20 protein-coding genes are annotated in these 21,821 nt (G+C 43.1%); 10 read left to right on the top strand and 10 right to left on the bottom strand.

Annotation, left to right across the window (positions count from 1 at the left end; translation table 11 throughout):
* Positions 1–37 precede the first annotated feature (37 nt).
* The 5 genes from OXH00_16690 to OXH00_16670 form a co-directional block, all read right to left on the bottom strand.
* Entirely contained in the window at positions 38–637 is a 600-nt protein-coding gene (locus OXH00_16690; protein MCY3742653.1) for a hypothetical protein, read from the bottom strand.
* 117 nt (positions 638–754) lie between these two features.
* Entirely contained in the window at positions 755–1,492 is a 738-nt protein-coding gene (locus tag OXH00_16685) for a site-specific integrase (GenBank protein ID MCY3742652.1), read from the bottom strand.
* Positions 1,493–1,629: 137 nt separating this feature from the next.
* On the bottom strand, positions 1,630–2,538 hold the full coding sequence (locus OXH00_16680; protein MCY3742651.1) for a DUF2806 domain-containing protein: 909 nt from the start codon (positions 2,536–2,538) through the stop codon (positions 1,630–1,632).
* A 332-nt stretch (positions 2,539–2,870) separates the two neighbouring features.
* A complete protein-coding gene (locus OXH00_16675; GenBank protein MCY3742650.1) occupies positions 2,871–4,190 on the bottom strand; it encodes a replication initiation protein in 1,320 nt (439 codons plus the stop codon).
* Between the two features lie 1,719 nt (positions 4,191–5,909).
* Positions 5,910–6,122, bottom strand: coding sequence for a hypothetical protein (locus tag OXH00_16670; GenBank protein MCY3742649.1), 213 nt, complete (start codon positions 6,120–6,122; stop codon positions 5,910–5,912).
* Between the two features lie 369 nt (positions 6,123–6,491).
* On the opposite strand from OXH00_16670, the gene OXH00_16665 reads away from it, so the two are divergent.
* The 5 genes from OXH00_16665 (at position 6,492) to OXH00_16645 (ending at position 13,307) form a co-directional block, all read left to right on the top strand.
* Positions 6,492–8,348, top strand: a complete 1,857-nt coding sequence (locus OXH00_16665; GenBank protein ID MCY3742648.1) for a site-specific DNA-methyltransferase — start codon at positions 6,492–6,494, stop codon at positions 8,346–8,348.
* A 134-nt stretch (positions 8,349–8,482) separates the two neighbouring features.
* A complete protein-coding gene (locus OXH00_16660; protein ID MCY3742647.1) occupies positions 8,483–9,358 on the top strand; it encodes a hypothetical protein in 876 nt (291 codons plus the stop codon).
* The gene (locus tag OXH00_16655; GenBank protein MCY3742646.1) at positions 9,355–12,042 is read left to right on the top strand and encodes a DEAD/DEAH box helicase family protein; all 2,688 of its coding nucleotides are present in this window, start codon (positions 9,355–9,357) and stop codon (positions 12,040–12,042) included. Before OXH00_16660 ends, OXH00_16655 begins: the two co-directional genes overlap by 4 nt.
* Positions 12,043–12,095: 53 nt before the next feature.
* A complete protein-coding gene (locus OXH00_16650) occupies positions 12,096–12,788 on the top strand; it encodes a DUF4238 domain-containing protein (GenBank protein ID MCY3742645.1) in 693 nt (230 codons plus the stop codon).
* 111 nt (positions 12,789–12,899) lie between these two features.
* Positions 12,900–13,307, top strand: a complete 408-nt coding sequence (locus OXH00_16645) for a hypothetical protein (protein ID MCY3742644.1) — start codon at positions 12,900–12,902, stop codon at positions 13,305–13,307.
* Positions 13,308–13,493: 186 nt separating this feature from the next.
* Here the strand turns inward: OXH00_16645 and OXH00_16640 are convergent, their stop codons facing one another.
* Positions 13,494–13,712, bottom strand: a complete 219-nt coding sequence (locus OXH00_16640; GenBank protein MCY3742643.1) for a hypothetical protein — start codon at positions 13,710–13,712, stop codon at positions 13,494–13,496.
* A gap of 118 nt (positions 13,713–13,830) precedes the next feature.
* Complete coding sequence (locus tag OXH00_16635) at positions 13,831–14,232, bottom strand: hypothetical protein (protein MCY3742642.1); 402 nt, start codon at positions 14,230–14,232, stop codon at positions 13,831–13,833.
* 365 nt (positions 14,233–14,597) lie between these two features.
* Between OXH00_16635 and OXH00_16630 the strand changes: the two genes are divergently transcribed.
* The 5 genes from OXH00_16630 to OXH00_16610 all read left to right on the top strand — a co-directional run bounded on the left by OXH00_16630 (position 14,598) and on the right by OXH00_16610 (position 18,915).
* Positions 14,598–15,092, top strand: coding sequence for a T9SS type A sorting domain-containing protein (locus OXH00_16630; GenBank protein ID MCY3742641.1), 495 nt, complete (start codon positions 14,598–14,600; stop codon positions 15,090–15,092).
* 30 nt (positions 15,093–15,122) lie between these two features.
* The gene (locus tag OXH00_16625) at positions 15,123–15,836 is read left to right on the top strand and encodes a hypothetical protein (protein ID MCY3742640.1); all 714 of its coding nucleotides are present in this window, start codon (positions 15,123–15,125) and stop codon (positions 15,834–15,836) included.
* A gap of 71 nt (positions 15,837–15,907) precedes the next feature.
* Positions 15,908–16,408: a hypothetical protein gene (locus tag OXH00_16620; protein MCY3742639.1), complete on the top strand. Its 501-nt coding sequence runs from the start codon at positions 15,908–15,910 to the stop codon at positions 16,406–16,408.
* Between the two features lie 193 nt (positions 16,409–16,601).
* Positions 16,602–17,243: a hypothetical protein gene (locus OXH00_16615; GenBank protein ID MCY3742638.1), complete on the top strand. Its 642-nt coding sequence runs from the start codon at positions 16,602–16,604 to the stop codon at positions 17,241–17,243.
* Between the two features lie 1,306 nt (positions 17,244–18,549).
* Positions 18,550–18,915 carry a hypothetical protein gene (locus OXH00_16610; GenBank protein MCY3742637.1) on the top strand — a complete coding sequence of 122 codons (366 nt, stop codon included), beginning with the start codon at positions 18,550–18,552 and terminating at the stop codon, positions 18,913–18,915.
* Between the two features lie 173 nt (positions 18,916–19,088).
* Here OXH00_16610 and OXH00_16605 read toward each other — a convergent pair whose 3' ends face one another.
* The 3 genes from OXH00_16605 to OXH00_16595 all read right to left on the bottom strand — a co-directional run.
* Positions 19,089–19,364, bottom strand: a complete 276-nt coding sequence (locus OXH00_16605; protein MCY3742636.1) for a hypothetical protein — start codon at positions 19,362–19,364, stop codon at positions 19,089–19,091.
* A 1-nt stretch (position 19,365) separates the two neighbouring features.
* Complete coding sequence (locus OXH00_16600; protein ID MCY3742635.1) at positions 19,366–19,986, bottom strand: ParA family protein; 621 nt, start codon at positions 19,984–19,986, stop codon at positions 19,366–19,368.
* A 231-nt stretch (positions 19,987–20,217) separates the two neighbouring features.
* The coding region (locus OXH00_16595) for a T9SS type A sorting domain-containing protein (GenBank protein MCY3742634.1) at positions 20,218–21,821 on the bottom strand (1,604 nt) is incomplete at its 5' end.

Below are 21,821 nucleotides of genomic sequence, written 5' to 3'. Positions count from 1 at the left end.
TCATTTACACGAGATGCCCTTTATACTGTAAAAGCCATTACTCGACGAAATAGAGCCTTTCATCCGGATCCGTATTTCCATTATTCTTAACTTTCTTACGAATTCTTCTAAACATGCCTTTCGAGATATCTAACGCTTCTCTAATCTCATCTTCGGTGCACCGCTTCCCATCAGAAAGGTAGGCTTTGAGGCGTTCAAGTGCTTCGGCATTTGCCTGGGCAGAAGCAGATTTTTCTGATTGCACCTTTTGGGGCGGGTTCGCATTCGTATCTCCGGTCGGTTCAGCCCGTTTTGGCTTCATCTTCGGCTTCGGATACAAGGATGATAGATTTAGGTACTTTTTTTTGATCCCATTGCGACGCACCTGATTCCGTTTTCCTTGTATGAATGGATCTAACTGGCGCATCACATCGTTGAGCAGCAGATGTTGGACCCTTACCTTTTTCTTGAGAACCTTGACCTCGGTCTCGAGTGCCTCAATCTTGGCTTGGGCATCGAAAGGCGGTCGCTCTGGGCTGAAGTGTCTCGAGTTATCGTTGTTACGGGACACTTCAGCCGGTGTACTGGAGTCGTCCAATTGTCTGAGTTCCCTATAAATTCGTTGAAAAACGTTAAGTTTAGTGAGAAAATTTAACATAGAGTAATGAATTTCGCCTGAATTGCAGTTATTTGAGGACGGTCTCCTACAGGTGCATTTCATAGAGGGAGACACCAAGCCTGTGCTTCTCCCAGCAAAGCATTCTGTGTGAGCGTTTTATCCGATCTTGACGATTTCCGCGGTGGTGTTTTCTCTCGGGATGGTGACGTTGTATCCGCGTTTTTCGAGTTCACTCCGGAGTGTTTCATCGTCAATGTCTGTGAGTGAGTCTGACGAAAGGTGGTTTCTGTCAGACTCGGTAATTAATGAGATTGCTTCTACGGCTGCCCTCGCATCTGCATAGTTGACACCCAAGTATTTTTGGGTTGTGCTGATATTTCGATGTCCGAGCAGCTCTTGCACCATATAGATGTCGCCGGTCTTGTCGTATAGTCTCTGGGCGAAAGACTTCCGCAGTGAATGCGTCGCTATGTGTCCGTTCAGCCCCGCCTCGATGAAAGCTGTCTTGAGTATCTCGTGCGCGGTTTGGCGGTGCAGTGCCACAGTGCCGGAGTTGTGTCGCGAGGGAAATAACGGTCGTTTTGCGGCGATGGATCGGTAATGCTCCCGGTGCCAATCAACGAGGTCCCGAATTGCGCGCCTGCCATCAGCGTTTACTGGGACACTACGGCTAACCTCGCTACCTTTGACAATCCGTTTCGTGTAGAGCAGATCGGTCACCGGCTTCTTGTTCTGGTACACATCACCGACGCGTAGGCTAAGCAGCTCAGAGATGCGTCCTCCTGTGGAGACTCCGAGCATGAACAGACCTCGGTTGCGTACTTCAAAAATGCCGGTGAAACATCCGGATACCCGGCGGATCTCGTCGTTATCAAGGGGTCTTGTACCTTTCATAGTGTGCTCTCTAATTTTTCTGCTAAATGCTTGTATATAAGCCCATCTTTACGCAGCTTATAGACGACACAGGGGTGTAGTAGTTTCGTGCTTATGCCGTTTTCTGTAATGATTCGTTGCTTGCACTTTTAACGCAATTATTCCGTTTTTAAAGTTTTGTTTATATCATCTTGTAATTTTGTTTGCATATATTCAAAGAATCCATTAATAGGTTTGGTTTCGCAAATTTGGCAAAGTTCAAATCCAACTTTCGTTAATGTTACACTTCCAAGATTAACACGAGCTTTGCCATCATCATAAAGATATTCACCTTTAGGAACTTTTAATATTAGTTTTTGACCGTGATATGTAATAGATAAACTTTCTATTGGTTCTGCCAAAATCCTATAATTGTGAAATGCACCCAGGAGATAACGAAACTCTATTAATCCAATATCGTTTTGAATATGATTCAACATATTGTGGTGAATTCCATGTTGTGCATATATTTTATCGTTCGGATTAAGTACAATTGGGACAAAATCCGAAAATGAGCCCTCTCTGTCTATTCTTACGATAAAGTTGCATAACCTTGTAAAATATTCGGCCTCTTTTTTATCAATAGATTTTAAAGCGTTAAGCGTTCTGATAGAAAAACCACCAGGGTTATTAGCTTCGCTGGCTAAAATATTTGCCCATATATTTTGCACTTCATCATCAGATATTAATCGGGTTATATCAAAAAATTGGGCAATCCAGTCGTTGTCTATGGCATGAGGATCGGCATCTTCGTTTAACTGATGGGTTGCTTTTTCAGTGATGTCTTCCATGTTCTTCTGATATTGTGCTTCTTCTTCAATCCATCGGTGTATTGCTCGTCTGTGTAAGTCGGTTATCTCAATTCGGGATTCCGCTTCAATTACTGCCGCCTCCGCTTTCGCTTTTGCGACCTGTTTGATCCGGTAAGATTCACCAAAAAGGATATATCCAGCATCTGCTATCTTCTCAATTAGAGTAGTAGCAGGTTTTGCTAAGTCCCCGATGTTCATGATAGGATTATCTGACATACTTTACCTCTCATCCTTACGATATTATGATTGCGGGCATCTAAATTATCTCTTTTTCCTTAAGTCGTTGTATTGTGTACTGCCATCGGAAATTCGGGGCACCCTCTAAACCAAGATTCTGATACACTGCTCGGCGTTAGGTGTTTTGAAACCCGTTGAATGCGACCAACAACACTTGTCTTAACTTTGCTAATATTCGGTCTGAATAAACGTTGGCACTTCAGATGCTGGCATCAACAACTTCTTTAACTGCCCGTCTAACTTCCTTTCTTGAGATATTTCCTTGCTTGGGAGGGTATTTGACTGTCCTCTGTTTTGTCTGCTTCGCCATTCTAACTATTTCCTTGAACTCCGACTTCTCCGAGGATTCTTGCCTTTTCGTCTTCATACACAGCAACAACTGGTACCAGCAGGTCTTGACAGAACTCTTCAGCGAGGATGCCATCAATTTCTGCTTTTATCATACCGCCCTTCTGATATGCCTCTATAGCAGAATCATGTTCAAGGAGGCGGTCCCGGACCATATAAGATTGTATTCTTTCCGCGGCACGCTCAATGAGTTCGGGCTGTGCGTGGACGGCTTGGCGAAGGATATTATCGCGTTTGACTTTGAATTCTGCCGTCAAGTCTTCGAGTTCTTTTTCTTTGGCTTTTTCGGCGCGCAGTTCGCGTTCCTTCTGCACGGCGGGATCAATATAGTTTTCACGGATCGCCTCAACGATGAACCCGCCACGATTCTTGACATCTGCGGCATTAAGCGAGATCTCAACCTTCTCAGCGACATACTCCAGAAAATCCGAGTAGGTACCGGGAGGCGGCAACTTTTGGGAGTTGATGAAGTCCCATTCGTGGTTGGCAATGTTCAAGGCGACTTTCCGATCAACATCGGCTTGGACAAGTTCAATGGCAACAGGGGGAAGGTTCTCTATATCAGGAAAGAGGGATTCCTGAATGGAGATTTGTTTGACCTTAGTAATTCGGAATTTGAGTTCACCGACCCGACGTTTGACGCGTTTCTGCTCGACTCCGACGAAATAGTCTGTTTCTTTGTTGATTTCCTTGATAGCTGGCTTGATAACAGCTCGGTTGAATATACTGAATGCTGGATACTCATCACTTTCGATTCCGAGAAGTTCTCTAAACGTTTCGAGTGAAATGAAAGGAGTTTCGCCTTGGTCCCGATCTGTATCAAAATAGTCAAAACAGAGTTCCCATAAAACCAACGCATACTGGCTTTTGAACCGATTTTGGAGCCGTAAGTTCAACTTGGCGTAGACGCGTGGATTATAGAGTTTTAGACGAAGATGCGGTGCAAACGCATAGGTACAGATGCCATCTTCGATTTCGACAGAAGCCAATAGACCCGCTACGCCCCATACTTGTTTGTTGTCCTTGTTAAGGAGATTCCATTCGACTTCACAAAAACGGAGTTCTCTTAACACTTCTTTTAAGTAATCCTCGTTCTTGCTATCAAAACCAAGTTTCGCTGCTAATTCAACCATACTCACACAATGAATTTCTTGGTTTGGAAGTTCGTTGTAGGCATTCGCCAACAAGACATTCCATGCCCGCCGTTGCAGTAGCGAAATTTTGCTCTGAATTTGAATCGCTGGACTTGCCTTCACGACTTCGGTGATTTTCGCTAAGTTCATGAGACCTCCCTCTACGTTTGGAATATATGTTACATAGCATAAAGTAAGTTCCATATAAGACTTTAGGAGTCGTAGGGCATTAACTCCAAATACGCATAAGCATTCGTTGGTTTGATGTTTGGCTCAACCTAACTTATATCTACACTCGCATTTTTATTATGGAACTTATGTTAGTATACAATTAATATGAACCTTTATCAATATAATTTTTCATATTTAACCCCATAAACGTTCATATTTAATCCCATAAACTCTCATTTTAAAGTCGAAAATCTGTATTTTCTGTATCGCTATAAGCCGCATCCACAAGTAATATCATAGGTTCTTAGGCTGCTCCCCATAAACGTTCATGTTTCTCCCCATAAACGTTCATGTTTCTCCCCATAAACGTTCATGTTTCTCCCCATAAACGTTCATGTTTCTCCCCATAAACGTTCATGTTTCTCCCCATAAACGTTCATGTTTCTCCCCATAAACGTTCATGTTTAAATCTACAAACACAGATGTAGCATGGGTTCGTGGCACCCTTAAAACAATTAAAGGAGTATATATTAAAATGGTTAAACAACAATTAGGGATGAAACACTTTCTTAGACGCGTGAAATTTTTTGTTTTTTTGTTGTTTAACAATAAAAAATTTAATTAACAACCAAAATATGTCTAACTCGCGGCAGTGTCCTGCCATCGGTACAGTTTTTAGATTTTACATATTATGGAAAGTTTTTATGCCATTCTTGGCGGGTTTGTGCTATTGATAGATGCATTTTTGGCGTTGCGTCATGCAAAACTTGCATACTCGGACATTCTTTTGTTTTTTTGTTGCACATATTTTGTATAGGTATTAAAATATATCTGACGTTAAGAAAATTCACGGTCTCGCGTGAGTTACGTCAGGGCAGCTTCCTAATTCATTAAGTGCGCCGCAGGTATGTAGAGTACCCGCGACGCTTCAGCGCTGCCATAGCATGAGTATGACAGTGCTGGTTTCTATTGTATCACAACGCACGCTTTGCATGCGAGATTAATGGGAACCAGCACTCTATAGGGAAGGTGGTTTCCGAATACCTTTCTATTCCAATCGCGATGCGCCTATCCGCGCACTGGCCCCTATAGTCCTGTCATTTTTATTCGACCCAGAGAAAAGGGTTTTCTTTCACTCTCATGTTGCAGCCTGTGAAGTGAACTTCAGCAGCAGCATATCAACTTAGAAGACATCAGAGGAACGCTTGCAGAAGGGGGGTCATTCTTTGCGGGATACCCCCGCCTCTTTTGGTTATCAAGAATTATGACATACTTGCTATACATTTGTCAAGGATAAAAGCAACCGATGCGTTGATTCACCAACGCCGTTCCTCATATTTGAACCAGATATGCTGCCTCAACTGCTCCTACCAGCGAAGACTTTTCCAGTTGCGTTGCCTCAAGTCTCTGGTGAGCGATTGCCACTGCCAGTCGAAGTTTTCCTGCCGGTGTGCATAGATATTTGTTATCATGTTGCCTAACTTGGCGAGTATAGAATGAAAAACACAGCAAAAAACCCTTTATTTACGCGGTTTTTTTCGCAATTTTTCCCGAACATCTTGCGGTCTCATACGCATTGATTTGATGTATAGGCTTAAAACAGCCACCTACATGTACTAAAACATTTCTTTCGGCAGGACCTTCATCTCAATTTTCTTTTCCAGTTCTGACACTTACCCGAAGTGTCTAACCTTACCCTCAATCCCCACGATTGCAAGCTTCGATCACAGAAGAGCTTGTCCCCTGCACCGGATACGGCGAGTCGGGATGTTTGTACTGTTCGCGTGCTTCCGCTTCACAGCGCGGGCAGTACAGCGTTACATCGCCACCATTGAAATCGGAATAAGCCGTATACGGCACCTCGCCATGTTTCGGGCATTTCACAAGAATATCGCGGACTGTAACCTTCACAGAACACACCTTCGGAGATAAAAATAACGGAGGGTTCGACGTAAATCTGAACATTTGATATTATAGCAGAAACCTGAAAAGAAGACAACCACCTGATGAACCAAATCGCAAGGCAAAAGATACTGCTTGAATGCAAGCAAATAACAACTTGCAATGTCTCGTCCTATATGTTATACTATTCAAACCAGTTCGGGTGGCACCACCACGAATCGGACCCATTCCGATTCTGCCACCCTCCAACCGTGGTGGATGGATAAAGGACTGGGCTGGTAAATCCAATAAATTTGCTTTTCAATAAAAAATGACCGAAGTGTTTTGGTTAAAATGCCATTGGGTTTCACAAGGCATTAGTTTAAAAGGGAGTTTTCTATGGCAAAACCAGAAAAGGTTGAAAAATTTACAACATCTGCATTAGATGAACGGGTGGAAGACCTAAAAGAGTTGTTTCCAGAGTGTTTTACTGAAGGTAAGGTAGACTTTCAGAAACTCCGTGAGGTCTTAGGAGAGGTTGTGGAGGACGAATTTGAACGCTATAATTTTACATGGGCAGGAAAACGTGATGCAATACGTATGCTTCGAGTTCCTTCTTCTTCAACTTTGATTCCGATGCAACAGGAATCTGTAAATTTTGATGAGACGCGGAACCTTTTTATTGAAGGCGAAAATTTGGAAGTATTGAAATTGCTATGTAAGCCTTATGATCGTCGCATCAAGGTAATTTACATTGATCCGCCCTATAACACTGGTAAAGAGTTTGTTTATCCTGATAATTATAGGAGTCCAATGGATACCTATTATCAACTTACTGGACAAAAAGACGCAGATGGCAATTTGCTTACTAATAACGCTGAAACGAACGGACGTTACCATTCAGACTGGCTTTCGATGATGCATCCTCGTTTATTTACAGCGAAACAGTTGCTGCGCGATGACGGTTTAATTTTTGTCAGTATTGACGACCATGAAGTGCATAATCTACGGATGTTAATGAACGAAGTTTTTGGAGAAGAGAATTTTATCTCAAGCATCATTTGGCAAAAGAAGTATACAAGGAGTAACGATGCAAAATGGTTCTCGAATAACCATGATTATATCTTGGTTTTCGCGCGCAACAAAGAAAAACTTAAGCTTAATTTATTGCCCCGCACTGATGACCAAAAAGTAAGTTACTCGAATCCCGATAATGATCCAAGAGGCGTATGGAAAGCGACGCCGCTTCACGCAAAAAGCGGAAAAAAACAATCGCTTTTTAAATATACATTTAAGAATGGTGTTGTTTGGTCGCCCCCTCCCGGAAGATTTCCACGCTATTCAAGGGAAACGCTTGATGAACTTGATGCAAATAATGAGATTTGGTTTGGTAAAGAAGGGAAATCTACACCGTCTAAGAAAAGTTACCTCTCCGAGGTTAAGTCTGGAATTACACCTGTCACTATATGGTTAAATGATGAGGTCGGAAATACCCATGAGGCGAATAATGAATTAAAGGCTCTTCTTGGCGGTGGGATTTTCGATAATCCTAAACCGACCACCTTGATAAAGCAGATATTACAACTCTCAACATCACCTTCCGATGGAGATATTGTTCTTGATTTTTTTGCTGGATCTTGTACGACAGCAGATGCCGTATTAGACTTGAATCGAGAAGATGGAGGTAATAGAAGGTTTATTTGCGTTCAATTGCCCGAACCACTGGAACCGCCAAAAAAATTGGAAGATGGTCCTATCTTATCCAGTGTTGCTGATATTGGCAAGGAACGTATTCGACGCGCTATTACGAGGATACAACAGAAAGACGATCATGATGAAGCATCTAATCAAATCGGAGTCAAAATGTTCAAACTATCACCTTCCAATTATCGTTCATGGCAGGGCTGCGACGAAAAGGATTTTGATGCATATACCCAAAAAATGGCTCTGTTTAATGACCCTTTGGTAGACGATTGGAGTGTAGAAGATGTCATTTATGAAATTGCTATAACGGAAGGCTATGGTTTAAATTGTCGTATTGAACTTCTGGAAAATATCTGCGTGAACACCGTTTATAGTGTGACCGATTTTGACAAAGAGCAAACTTTCAAAATATGCTTAGATGACACGATTGATCCCGGGATTTCTAAAGAACTGAATCTTGATATACAAGATCTCTTTATTTGCCGTGATGTCGCGCTAAATGACGGACAGAAAGCGAATTTAGCCTTGCAAGGTCGTTTGAAAATTATCTGAATGAAGTAGTAAAGTAGTCCCTTCAAAGATATATGGGAAACACAGAAATGCTTCTTAAGCCAACATTAGCCTACTGTAACAATCGAGCAAGTCCAGCATCGACCCACCCGCATAGTGGAGAGCCAGATGAGTGGTTGGCAGATACCTATTTAGAGCCACATGGTCTGGTGGGATTTACATTTGACTTTTTTGTTAATTGGCGCACCCGTTCAATTTCAAATCGACTGTGGATAAAGCGAATTGTAGAGCCCTCTTTTACACCGTGGCCTGTGTTGTCTCATGACATCTCGGACGCGGTATATCAATGTGATGACGAAGGGAAGGTAAAACAACTTTGCGGATTCGCTGATAGATATGGTATGTCTTGTCACTATTTTTTATTTAAGGAATCCGACGATTGGGAAAATTCCCCATCACCTATTGTTGCAGTAAGTTTTGGTGCGGATGGTTTGGTCACAGATGTTCGAGAGGTTGAATTATCTATTCTGATGGGTCGTATTCAGGCGCATGCAGGAGGGCCCGTTCCTGTTGGTGCTAAAGGGTTAATTTTGGGCTTATCAACCCTTGAGTGTTACTTGGCCAACGACAAAAAAGACGAAGGAGCGGCTTGGCCCGGCGACGCGGATTTGGTTTTGGTGGATTCCAACTTTACTCCGCATGCGATTATAGAGTTCAAGAAGCACACGCCCAGCGATCGTAGGTTTTCTTTTGATGATCAGAAGCTCTCAAATTATTATCGGCGGGGTAACAACTGGAGTCGGGATGGTAGAAAATATAATAGGCTAGCTATTTTCAATGATTACTTGAGTGGCAACGGACCACCACTTCCTATTATTGTAGTCTATTATCCAGTTCAAGAATCTATTGAGCAAGTGCAGTTAGAACGTGTTGAAGGTGGGGATCAAGAGTTAAGAACAATAGAGTCGGAGTTTATCCCGCTTCCTAATGTCAGAAATGAGGAATCTTGTAGAGATTTCGTCGCGTCGTTACTGGAAATGATAGAATCATGAAATTTAAATTTGAAGCGAATCAGGATTATCAACTCAAGGCAATAGAATCCGTGACGAACCTGTTAAAGGGACAATCCCGTGTTGAAGTTGAATTACAGTTCGAGAACGGAACGCTGTTTGCTGCTGTGCCGAATTGTATAGATTTGGACGATGAAGCCTTGTTAAGTAACCTAAAATCGGTACAAGCAGAAAATAATTTAGATGAGGATGTGGAAATTGAGTATATTGAGGAAAAAATAGTTACAGCTACTGGCGACAAGACCGTTTGCTTTCCTAATTTTTCCGTTGAAATGGAAACTGGAACTGGCAAAACCTATATCTACCTGCGAACTATACTGGAACTCTTTCGCTTTTACGGCTTGAAGAAATTCATTGTTGTCGTTCCTTCAGTTGCTGTCCGCGAAGGTGTACTGAAAACGTTGGAGATTACCCAAGATCACCTTTGCAGACTTTATGATAATACGCCCTATCGCTACTATGCCTACGATTCCGCGTATCCGGCACAAGTGCGCCAGTTTGCACTTTCAGATAGCGTAGAAATTATGGTGATGACGATTGACTCTTTTAATAAGGCATCAAATATCATTCGCCAGACTACTGACCGTTTACAGGGAGAGACCCCCATTCACCTTGTGCAGGCAACTCGACCGATATTAATTCTTGACGAACCGCAGAATATGGTCAGTGAATTACGCGTTAGGGCACTCGCAGCACTTGATCCACTCTTTACGCTACGTTATAGTGCAACACATCGAGTTTCATACAACATGGTTTATCGTCTAACACCTGCTGAAGCATATAGGCAAGGGTTAGTCAAACGGATAGAGGTTGACGGAGTTATACAGGAAGATGACGTTAATCAACCCCTTATCCGAGTGAACAACATTCAAAGCAGAAAGAATAGCCTAACGGCTCGGTTATCCGTTCATAAACTCATGCGTGATGGAACAATAAAGGAGCAATCCATAACGGTGAAGCCGGGGGACAACCTCTCTGAAGAAACAAACCGACCAGAATATAACGGTTACATTGTTGAAGAAATAAATCTGTTCAGTGATTTTGTTCGGTTTACTAATGGCGTTGAAGTTGAACGAGGCGAGTCAAAGGGCGAGGATAAAGAGGCGATCTTTGAAACACAGATCCATCTCACGATAGAGGAACATTTCCGTAAGCAAGAGCGTCTTAAGCCTCTTGGCATTAAGGTTTTATCACTCTTTTTTATAGACCGTGTTGATAATTATGCCCTCGAAACAGGTGTAATTCGTCGTTTGTTCAAAAAAAGTTTTAACAAGCTAAAACAAAAATACACGGGTTGGAGAGACGTAGACGTTGAAAGTGTGCAAGCCGCTTACTTTGCTAAGCGGCAAACAAGAAGCGGGGAAATTATTTACGAGGATAGCAGCACCGGTGAGGCAAAGAAAGATGTTGAGGCTTACGACTTGATTATGAGAGATAAGGAGCGATTGTTATCCTTTGATGAACCGACATGTTTTATTTTCTCACACTCTGCACTTCGAGAGGGATGGGATAGTCCTAACGTGTTTCAGATATGCCCCTTAAACCAGACGGCTTCTGAAATGAAGAAACGACAGGAAATCGGGCGTGGTATTCGGTTAGCAGTTGATCAGTCTGGGAACCGTGTTTATGACACACGGGTGAATGTTCTTACCGTTGTCGCAAATGAGAGTTACGCAAGTTATGTGGATAGCCTCCAAACGGAAATGCAAGAGGCATACAGCGATCAAGAGTTGCCGCCGGCTCCCGTTGACAAACGAAAACGAGGCGTTTCCAAGTTAAAGAAGGCGTACATAATGAAGCCGGAGTTCAAAGAATTGTGGGAACGTATCAAGCACAAAACCCGCTATGCTGTTCATGTGGATACAGATTTGCTCGTTGACAAGGTTGTTGAAGCCTTAGAAGAGTCTGAAATCCGTCCGCCACGTATTACAGCAACGAAAGCACTCGTTCAACTTGACGAGCAAGAAACCTTTTCAGCCTTACAAATGAGTGGCGCTAAAACTATGATAGACTTAGCAGGACGCTACCCGTTGCCAAATTTAGTTGATATGATGACACACCTACTGGAGAACACAACGCCCCCGACGCGTCTGACAAAGAAAACGCTTCTTAAGATTTTCAGTCGCATCCAAAGAAATCAGCAAGCAGTGCTGGACAACCCCCACGAATTTGCTTCCGTTGCGGTTCGTGTTATCAAAGAAAAACTCACCGACCAGTTGGTAGACGGGATAAGATACGAAAAGATTGGTGAGTGCTATGAGATGTGTCAATTTGAGATAGAAATAGATAGTTGGGAAAATCACCTCATTCCAGCAAAACGGTCACTCTATGAGAAAGTGATATTTGATTCGGAAGTTGAGAAAGAATTTGTTGAAGGCTTAGAGAAACTTAACTTTGTGAAATTTTATATGAAACTCCCAGCTTTCTTCAAAGTTCCTACGCCGATTGGAACATATAACCCCGATTGGGCTATCGTTGTGGATTATCCTGATGATGAGGGCCAGAGGTTATACCTGGTGCGTGAGACAAAGGGAACAACAAATCTTGACGATTTACGTTCGGATGAGCGCAGGAAAATTGAATGTGGTAAGCGACATTTCAGGGAGGCACTCGGTGTCGATTACGAAGTTGTTGACAGCGCGCAGGATTTACGTATTAAGTCTTAATACGTAAGTTCATAACCACGCGAGTTAAAAATCACATAATTTGGGAGGTACACATGGCACACCACTACGTCCCCAGATTTTACTTGAAACATTTCACTTGTAACACCGCTGAATCTCATGTCTTTTCGATGGGTAAGGATTTTACAATCCATGATGAATTAAGCCCAATAAGCAATATTTGTGGAAAGAAAAATTACAACACGCCTGATCAAGAGCAAACACAAAGTCAACTTGAAAGAAGGTATGCAAAAATACTAAGAGAACTTATCGAAGCAGTAGACCAAGGAGAATACAATGCTTCTGCTGTTGATAAGTTCATAAAGTTTTTTAGTTTGTACTGCCTACGGTTTTTTAGACCACTCCCTAAAGGAAGATTGTTGTACTGCCCCCGGAAATTTAGACCACTCCCTAATATAAGATTGTGCTACAATGACAATCTAACTGAAAGGAGCATTCCGATGGCGAAACGCAGAAAATTCACACCTAAGTTTAAAGCAGAGGTTGTGCTTGAGGCCCTCCGCGGTGAAACTTCACAAGCGGAACTCTGTAGACGCTATAACCTCAGCGAAAACCAAGTCTCCACATGGAAACGCCAACTTCTTGAAAATGCCGAAACCTTCTTTGAGTCGGAAACCGATAAGTCGTCAAGCGAGTCAGCGGAACGGATCGCTCAACTTGAGCAACTCGTTGGACGGTTGACGCAGGCACTGGAAATTCAAAAAAAAGCATTGACCTTGTTGGATTGATGCCTTCTCAACAGTGCTGTCTCGTTGAGACATTGCGCAAGGAGTATTCCATGCGGCAGATTTGTCAGGTGCTGGGTTTCAACAAGAGCACCTTATCATAAGGAGATAAAAATGCTTGTTTTAGAAACAATCAACACATACTTAAAAGAGTATCCAATGCTGGTAGCTTTTGTATCTGCAATGGCAGCTGTTATATCAGCAATCATGGCTTGGAATGCTAACAAACTAAGCCCAAAAGACAGATTTGAAATAGTCAAATATGAATGGATTACATATAATACTGAAAGTTTTGATATTCCCAAAAGCTTTCCAATTAAATTTGGTGAAGTAGACAAAAATGCCGATTTCCTAAATTCAGAAAGAACTAAAGCGTTATTCCCTTCCTATCTAAGAAAAGGGTTTTTAAAACACATATTCAAATCTCGTAGATATAACCGAAATAAATGGAAGATATTTCTAAAAGGTGCTTATTTACAGGCTCGTATAGAACTTGTCGTTAATGATTTTGAAAGAATATAAAATGTAAAAATAGTATTAACAAAGCCCAAAACTACTTATTGCGAAACTTTATTCAATCTCCTTTGGTTGCTCCTCCGAAAAGTCTCTGGGGATAATCAGCAAGGGGTTCCAAACAGTTGGTTACCGCAACCATTGGTCGTTGAAGTACTGGATGCCCATGGTGATCCAGTAGTAGATGTTGAAGTTCTATTTCGTGTGACCGGTTATCCCGAAGAATCTTTTCCAGAAGGAGAAATCCGTACCGATTACGGTGTACTCTCCGATCCAAATCCCCGGACTGATGCCAATGGACGGGCCCGGAACTTGCTGCGCCTTGGATATCAAAGTTACCACGACCCCGTAGTCCACGTGGGTGCCGTTGGCGTTTCCGAGTGGGTTCACTTTACCAACTTTTCGGTGTTTCATCCCCATCCTTTAGGTTGGGGATGAAACACCGCCTTTTTAATTTGACAAAGCACCGATTAGATGCTACAATTGTGGAAACTATTGGCAAGGTTAAGTTCAACCGCACTTTGGTAATACTTCAATGTTCAGAGTATTCCTTATCGATTTTTTCTAAAAATTCTTCTGCGCTAATTTCATCAAGGAAGTTGAAAACATCGAGACTTAAGTCAGGGACTTCATCTTTGCCACACCATTCTTGATTATAGGCTTTAGCGATTTCAAGTATGTTGTGAAATTGTTCAGAATTGATAGCACCATCAGCGGAAGTAAATACGTCGTATGTTGCTCCAGCAAAAGGGAGCGAAACAACAGATTCAGTCATATTCGTAGTTGCTTCAGAGTTAATTGTTTCAGAAGTTTGTATGTCATCAGAGTTAACTGTTGTGTCAGTCATTATATCTACGACATTGGTGCCGCGGTCTTGATGGCAACCTATCAGTAAAATAGATGTGATACATAGAATCAAAAATAATCTAAACATTTTTTTCTCCTTATAGGTGAGTTTACAAGTGCGTTATGCGTGTGCCTTGTAGATTCTCTTATGCAAAATCTTAGGGTTTGAAGTTTTATTTTGCGAAGTTTTGAAACCTCTTGCAAAGGTATTTGGTGGTATTGGTGGGAGGTCGCGGGGGCATCCTTCACAAATCCACGGTCAAAGCTTCACTGCTAATTATAGCTAATTATACTAAAAGTTTGATTTAAATTCAAGTAACAAAAAGCGTGATTAAAAAGTCTAAGTTGCATATCAATGGCTCCGAACCTGATTTTATTATTAGTTAAGTTTTAGGCTAATTTCCAAGTCCAAAACTACTTATTGCGAACTTTAATGGTACAGATATTGAAGATGTGGTTACAGGGTTGATCGCACCGGGACAACTCATTTTCGGTATCCACGTGACTAAAGATGAAGAACGCGCCTACCCGGCTTGGGATGTGAATACCGATGGGATTACGAATGTTCTCGATCTGATAGCTGAAAATGACGGATCGCTTGCATTCCGACACGGCATAGAGAATCTCCGACGACTTCTGGCATTGATGCTCCCCGAAGAGACAGCGTTACTGCCGAACTATCCGAACCCGTTCAACCCTGAAACATGGATACCGTACCGCCTTTCGGAACCTGTAGATGTGACGGGGCATATCTATGCTACAAATGGTGTCTTGGTTCGGACGCTGGCGTTAGGACATCAAGTTGCCGGTCTCTATGAGAGTCGGAGCCGTGCGGCATATTGGGATGGCAAAAATGAGGTCGGCGAAGTTGTGGCGAGTGGTGTCTATTTTTATACATTGACGGCAGGCAACTTTACCGAGACACGTAAAATGTTGATTCAAAAATAGGTATCATCACTGGAAAAAAGGAGGTATGTTATGAAAATTTTAAATCCTATGCCTTATGCTGCGCTGCTCATGATCTTTTCCCTCTTAACCTGTCAATTGCTAATATTCAATGGTTGTGACGCGTATGAAATTTGGACAAACGATCCACCCGAGATCAATACTTTCACTGTCCCGAAAGAGGTACGCTATGGGGAAAGCGTTGAACTCAAAGTTGGCGTTTTCGATCCTGAAAACGACGAGTTAACCTACACATGGGAAGTATCAGCTGGGACATTAACCACTGAACAAGGTGCAGAGATTCAGTGGACGGCTCCGGAACTTCCCGCTTCTGAAATTGAGCCTGACCAAACGGTTACGGTTCATGTGTCTATCAGGGACCAGGGTGAGGAAACAGTCTCAAAGTCGGCTTCGATTATCGTCTTTTCAAAATCATACAGGGTCGCTGAAGCACTCAGTGGTGTCTACGAACTCGTGCGCACCCAATTAGCCGGTGAAACGACGGAGATATTCGGATCCATGCGGCTGACAACAGCAACATTTACAAGAGAATATCAGAGTAACGGGGCATTTTTCTTCGGTTCCTATAAATTGATTGAACCGTTTGACGCACAAAAAGGAATAATCTACTGGTTCTCTGACGGGAGCACTGAACCAATTGTGAGTACGTATACTTGGGACGGTGAATTATTGGTGCTTTTTTGGACAGCGACTTCTACCGGACATGTCTACCAGAAACTCAATTAAAACTGTGTTGTTTTTTACGTAAAAACGAATCAAACTTGTTGCTGGCAGACACATCTAAGGGAGAAAAAATAGTGAAAGCAACGTTACATTTCGTCTTATATATATTTCTAATACTCACCTTCAGCTCTGGGACAGTTTTTTCCGAAGAAAATGAGCGGATCACTGCGGAAGTTGATGGCCGTCCGAAAAAATATGATGTTATTGAAACAAAACGCTACGAGATTGTTGAGGTCGAGGACTCACCTGTTACACCCGCTGCGCTAAAGTCTGTTGCTGAGCAAGCCGTAGCGGATGCTGAAAAAGATGCGGCAGCGCATCTCAATAGAACTTTGTGGTTTAGTACTGGCTGTTTTTTCCCTCTAATCGGTCCTATACTTTCGCAGCGCTACCAACCTTTTATGCCTACTGCCCGAGTCCTTGGTAAGTCCCCGCAATATGTCGCTTTCTATTACGATGCCTATAAGGTCAAAACGAAAAAACTTCAGTTTAATTGGGCACTGGCGGGTTGTCTCATTGGTGCCCCTGTAGAGGCGTATTTAATCACGCTGCTATACAGGGCCACTCGCGATTAAACAGCATGATAGAAAGCACAAGAGGAGAAAAGAACAAGTAAAAAATATCATCCCTGTCCGAACTCTAATCAAATTCGTTTAGAAATGCTACACATTTTCAGCGACATATATCCTTTCTCTTTAAAACTGTATGGCTTTTGAAATGTGTGAAGTCTTTTGAAAAGAGCAACCGTTTAACGTGGAAATGACCCCGATGCAATACGACAAGAACAGATTTGAAATATGGTCACTCCCTCACCCTCTGATCTTATTCTACATAGTGTTCCCAGGTGCAATCGTCAACGAACTGATTTTCGGACAACGACTCCCCAAGGTCATGTTGATTGATAAAGAGAGCGATAAACCTTGGATGGAACGCACTTACATACCTTGTCCGCACTGTGAAACGCTGAATGATGGCCGTTTGTGGACAAAATGGAATGCTTTCGGGCATTGGTTTGGCTACGTTTGTCCGAGTTGCTATCAAATCATTCCGTGTTTATGGAACATTTTCAGTCTCGCCGTATTAGCGATGACTTACCCGCTATGGTATTTCCCCGCACGATTCTTCCGCCATAGGTGGATAGAGAGAGAAAAAGAGAGATTGGCGAAGGTCATTGAACGCCCTCTAATTCAAGCAAGGTCCATAAATTGGCTTTTGAGAGGTGTTTTCTATCTCGGTGGACTCATGTGGTTGGTCCTCGAGGTTCTTCCGCAGGTGTGGGAGGTTATGAATGGAGAAGAATGGAATTTGCTAATGATGTTTATTGCATTGCCAATTTGGTTGACAACGGGTTTTGCATGGGGTTTATTCATGCGTTTTTGGATGAATCGAAAGGGAAAAAGGGACAGATAGAGATACTCTCGACGTTTCACCGGACACTGTTCTTTGTAAATTTGTGTCTTTTTTCGTGTGATATTGAGTTTTTTCAACGCATACCAAATACCATGTTTTGAGACCCCGAAATGGGCAGCACGCTCTGGTTGTGTGGCATCTGGAAAATCGGCAACGTGTTGCTTGAGATCTTGGTAATCAATGTTTTGAGGCCCTTGAGGTTCCAGTTTCTTAGAAGTCAACGGGTCTTGAGCATCCAACCACTCATAGATGATGCCTTGAGAGATGCCAAATCGTCGTGAATTTTCTGCTTGACTACCGTCATTATTTGGATTTACCCCCAGTTTTTATACACTTACCATGGTGGAGGGGCAGCAGAAACAGGATAGGTACCCGATTCCTTGTAATGCCACCGAAAACTGGTTAGAATAGTATATCAGAGAGTAAAAGATTAAGCAGGTTTTTTGGGGGGTAAGTTTTTCCAGTGTTATCCCGAAATCATCTAAAAAGATCGCAATTAGTCGTTTTTGGATTGGTTAATTTTAGTATTACAAATGAAATTTGACATTTTTTTGCATAAATTGTATTCTATTTAGAACGTCACTTGGTAGGGTTATGCTATCTGTCTCACTTGAGGCAGACCCTACCTTAACCGAATAGCATCGGGAAGTGACGGGCTGTTAAAGTGGTGGAAATCCAGTAAATTTGCACGGACATAACCTTTATACAAAGGGAATATCATGGCTTTAGCTGTGTTTATTATTGTCCATGCCATTGCATATCGCGGGGCATGCTCATTAGTCAATAATACACTAAACGGAGTAGATGCATTATACAATCCAATGTGGACAACGACTAAAAGTGGATACCGATTTGTGAAAATCTACATGTACTTAGGATTACCCATTGCTTGTCTTAATGGGTTCTTGATGTTTGGATTCATAGGTCTCCTTGTTGCTGGTGTTGGTACTTGGATCGGTATGCCTATAATCAATCTCATACTCCGTTCTAATCCGGGAAACCAGTTTATGATAGGTGGAACTATCATAATAGTTTGGACTTTTGTAAACATCGTAACAAGATTCTAACAACGACTTAAAATTGCATTTATTGCATGGTACTTAGAACGTCATTTGGTACGGCATTTCGGTTTCCTCACCTTGTGGCAGTCCCTACCCCAACCGACCGAAATCGGAAAAGTGGCGTTTGTGCTGAAGTGACGTATACATTTTAATTTTCTTACAATCAAATTATAAAATTCAGCGGCATATCACTTTGTATTTTGCTATATCGTTGAATCCTCTCCCTTTTTTATCGGAGACCTATTATGTCTTACTTTTCAAAATGGAACGAACGCAGAAAGCGAGACAAGTGGCTCATTAATGAATTTTCCAGAGTAGCATTGGCACAGTTTGAAACCTTGCGTGATCTAAATTCGCTTGATACTCCCAAAGAGAAGTTGTATGAAATAATGATTAAGGGTTTTGCTACCACTTTCGGTGTGGCTAATGAAAACAGCGATGAATTTGCTAAACATATTTTACATACAGCAACTCTTGCTGAACCGTCTGAACCCTTTGGTTTACGCATGGTTGTTGTCTCGCTTATATGTGAAACTTGGAGCTTAAAGAGCGAACTATCTATTGCTGTGGCGATAAGTAGTGTATCGGAGATAATACCTGAAAACTTATAACAATTCAACTGTAAGAGGATTCTACCTTTCCAATCTATAAAGGAATCAACTGTGTTTTTAATAACACCATACGATAGAATTATGAATCTCAATCAATAGACACACATAAATATTGAGTATTTCGTCATTATTGATAGAAAAGCCGAAGACATTCCCTATGGTGTATCACCCGTTTATGCGATTGGTGGCATGCCATGCTTCTCAAATAACAGATTCAGCCCGTCCCCCAATACCTGCTCATACGTTTTATCTTCCTTTGCCGCGATCAACCGTACCTGCTGATGGGTTTTAGGGTCAAACCAACCTGTTAGGCATCGCTTGCCTTGTCGCGATGGCGGTAACTTCTCATTGGCGTTGGCAACGACTGATTTCGATTCGTTTTCGAGTGCTGCCTTTTCCTGTTCCCTTTTTTCGTTGAAAATGTCGGTGAGGTCTTTTTTCTGATTCATCTTATCCCCCCATTTCCTTGCTGAGATATGCATAAAGTGCTGTAATTTCGTCCGATGATTTCGCGCGCGGTTCAAATTCCTGAACGCCTGTGCCGTGATTGAAGGCATGTACAAAGCCGACGCGCTGCCCCAATTGACACGGTGCACACTCGACATCGTATTGACGGATCACTTGACGTGCCTGATTGCCGAGATCACTACGGGCATCGACGCAATTCAACACGACCCGTGCCGGAACTTCCGCTATTTTCGCTATTTTCACAGTGTTTTCAATCGCGTCTAAATCTACCATAGACGGCTTACACGGGATCAGGACGATAGACGCAGCCCGTGCGATGTCGAGTGCGTCGGGTCCCGAATTCGGGGCGGTATCCAAAATAACCAGCGTCGCGCCGTTTTCCTCTGCTATCTGTAGGTAGTGTGTCAATCGAGATACGGGTGTCGCGATAATCGCTGGTGTTTTCGCTTCGCGATAATCGCCCCATCTGGTTGCACTCGCCTGCGGGTCAAGGTCAATCAGGGCGGTGGTATGCCCTTCGCGTTCTGCGGCGACACAGAGATTCGTTGCTATTGTCGTCTTGCCGGTGCCACCCTTCTGAGAAAGGATCGCTACTGTTTTCATGTTTGCCTCCATGACATGTTATCTGTGTTAATATGTTAATAGCGTGAACATGTTATCTGTGTTAATATACCATCTCTGTAAACATGTTAACACGGTTAACATGAAAACAAACGTTCACGACTCTGGATCGGTTACAGGTATTATACGGATAAAACAGAATGTCTTTTCAAAGGGCATGCTTCTATGCAAAAGTGTAGAAGCACAGAAGCACACCAGATATTCGCAATTACCCTACTTCCGTATCAACATCTTGCGTGTTGCTGTAAAGTCGCCTGTGGTAAGCGTGTAGAAATAGAGACCGCTTGCGACAGGTTCACCGACTGCGTTTCTGCCGTCCCAGTACGCCGCACGCTCCCGACTATTATAGAAACCTGCGGATTGGAAACCGAGCGAAAGCGTCCGAACCAACTGACCAGTTGTATCATAAATCGATACCGATACCAGACTGTCTTCGGAAAGTTGATATGGAATCCACGTCTCTGGGTTAAACGGATTCGGATAATTCTGCAATAGGAGGTTCTGTGTCGGTTGACTGATGTTATCAAGCCGGACAGATAAGACCGCGTTTGCGAGGTGCTCAGGGGTCACTCTAAAAGTGAGAGTCTGTGATTCCACATTGCCATTCGGACCGATGACGCGCAACTCAACCACGTCTCCAACTCGAATGACGCTCCGTCGATTCAAGTCTGCAGTTGCAGCCGTGAAGTAATCCCCTTGTACCGAGGCGGTTATTGTGCTATTTGTTCTGAGGTTACGGACGCTTACTCGGTAACCATCAAATGCGGGTTTGCCTGCTAAGTGTCCACTGACTACGAATGCCCACGCTTCCCGTGGCATCTCGGTGGATATGGCGGGTGCTGCGGGAGCACTTTCCTCCATTTGATCCATCCAAGGGGCACCGACGAAGGCAAAGTTGCGAACCTGTGGAACATTGACGATATAGCCTTGTCCACCTTCAATTGAGAAACCATCGTCGGGTGCACTGGGTGTCCAAGCAATGAACCGCTGAGTTGTGGCATCAAGGGTGATGATGGTTGTCGCTCCTGTGAGCGCGACAAGACTCTTAGCAGTCATAGGTGTCCAGGGTGCCAGTGGCACAGAAAGCATGTTCAACCCTTTAGACAGCGTGACGGTGTAGGCGTTGCTGAAAGCATCACTCTCTTCCTCGGTACCGAGTCTGGCAATAAATCCGTGTCTGCGCCCATCAGGAGAGTCATAGTGCCCAACGACAGAAGCGTCCTGATTGATATTGTAGCCTTCCGTTCTAACGCTGCCTGGAACTTTCAATTCATGGAGCCCACCAAGGAATGTACCGACATAAGTGCGGGTAACCTCACCTACCACTTTGCCTCGGGAAACGGAAATCTTTGTATCGGTGAGACCGTGCACATAAAAGAATTCATAAGTTTCTTGGGTTGGAGGGGTGAAAGATACATACCTGCCATCCCCAGAGCCTCCAGAGCGTAGGTATGGCGTATATGTACCCTCGTCATCTACGTAACTGCCGATCATACCCCCTGACGCGTTGATAAAATCGGCATAAGTTTCCGATGCACCCGGATACTCAACGATGATGTCCCCCGTGAATCCGCGACGCACGCCGGAAGCATCTATCCAATTACCCGTCAGATTCCCCGTCTCATCACTGATACCCCATATCTCCGTTTCAACGGAGCCCGGAAAATCGTATGGGCGCAACTCGCCATTTTGTAGGATGATACCGCGGTGGTGCCCCTCGCTATCCTCATAGTGTCCGGCAGCACGCCCATCATTACCGAGAGCATAGAAATAAGTGTTCTGTGAACCCGGAAAATCATACGTCTTAAAAACACCAT

Source organism: Candidatus Poribacteria bacterium (genome assembly GCA_026706025.1).
Classification (GTDB): domain Bacteria; phylum Poribacteria; class WGA-4E; order WGA-4E; family WGA-3G; genus WGA-3G.
The sequence above is the reverse complement of the archived record's forward strand: the minus strand, read 5'-3'. Positions and strand labels throughout refer to the sequence as shown.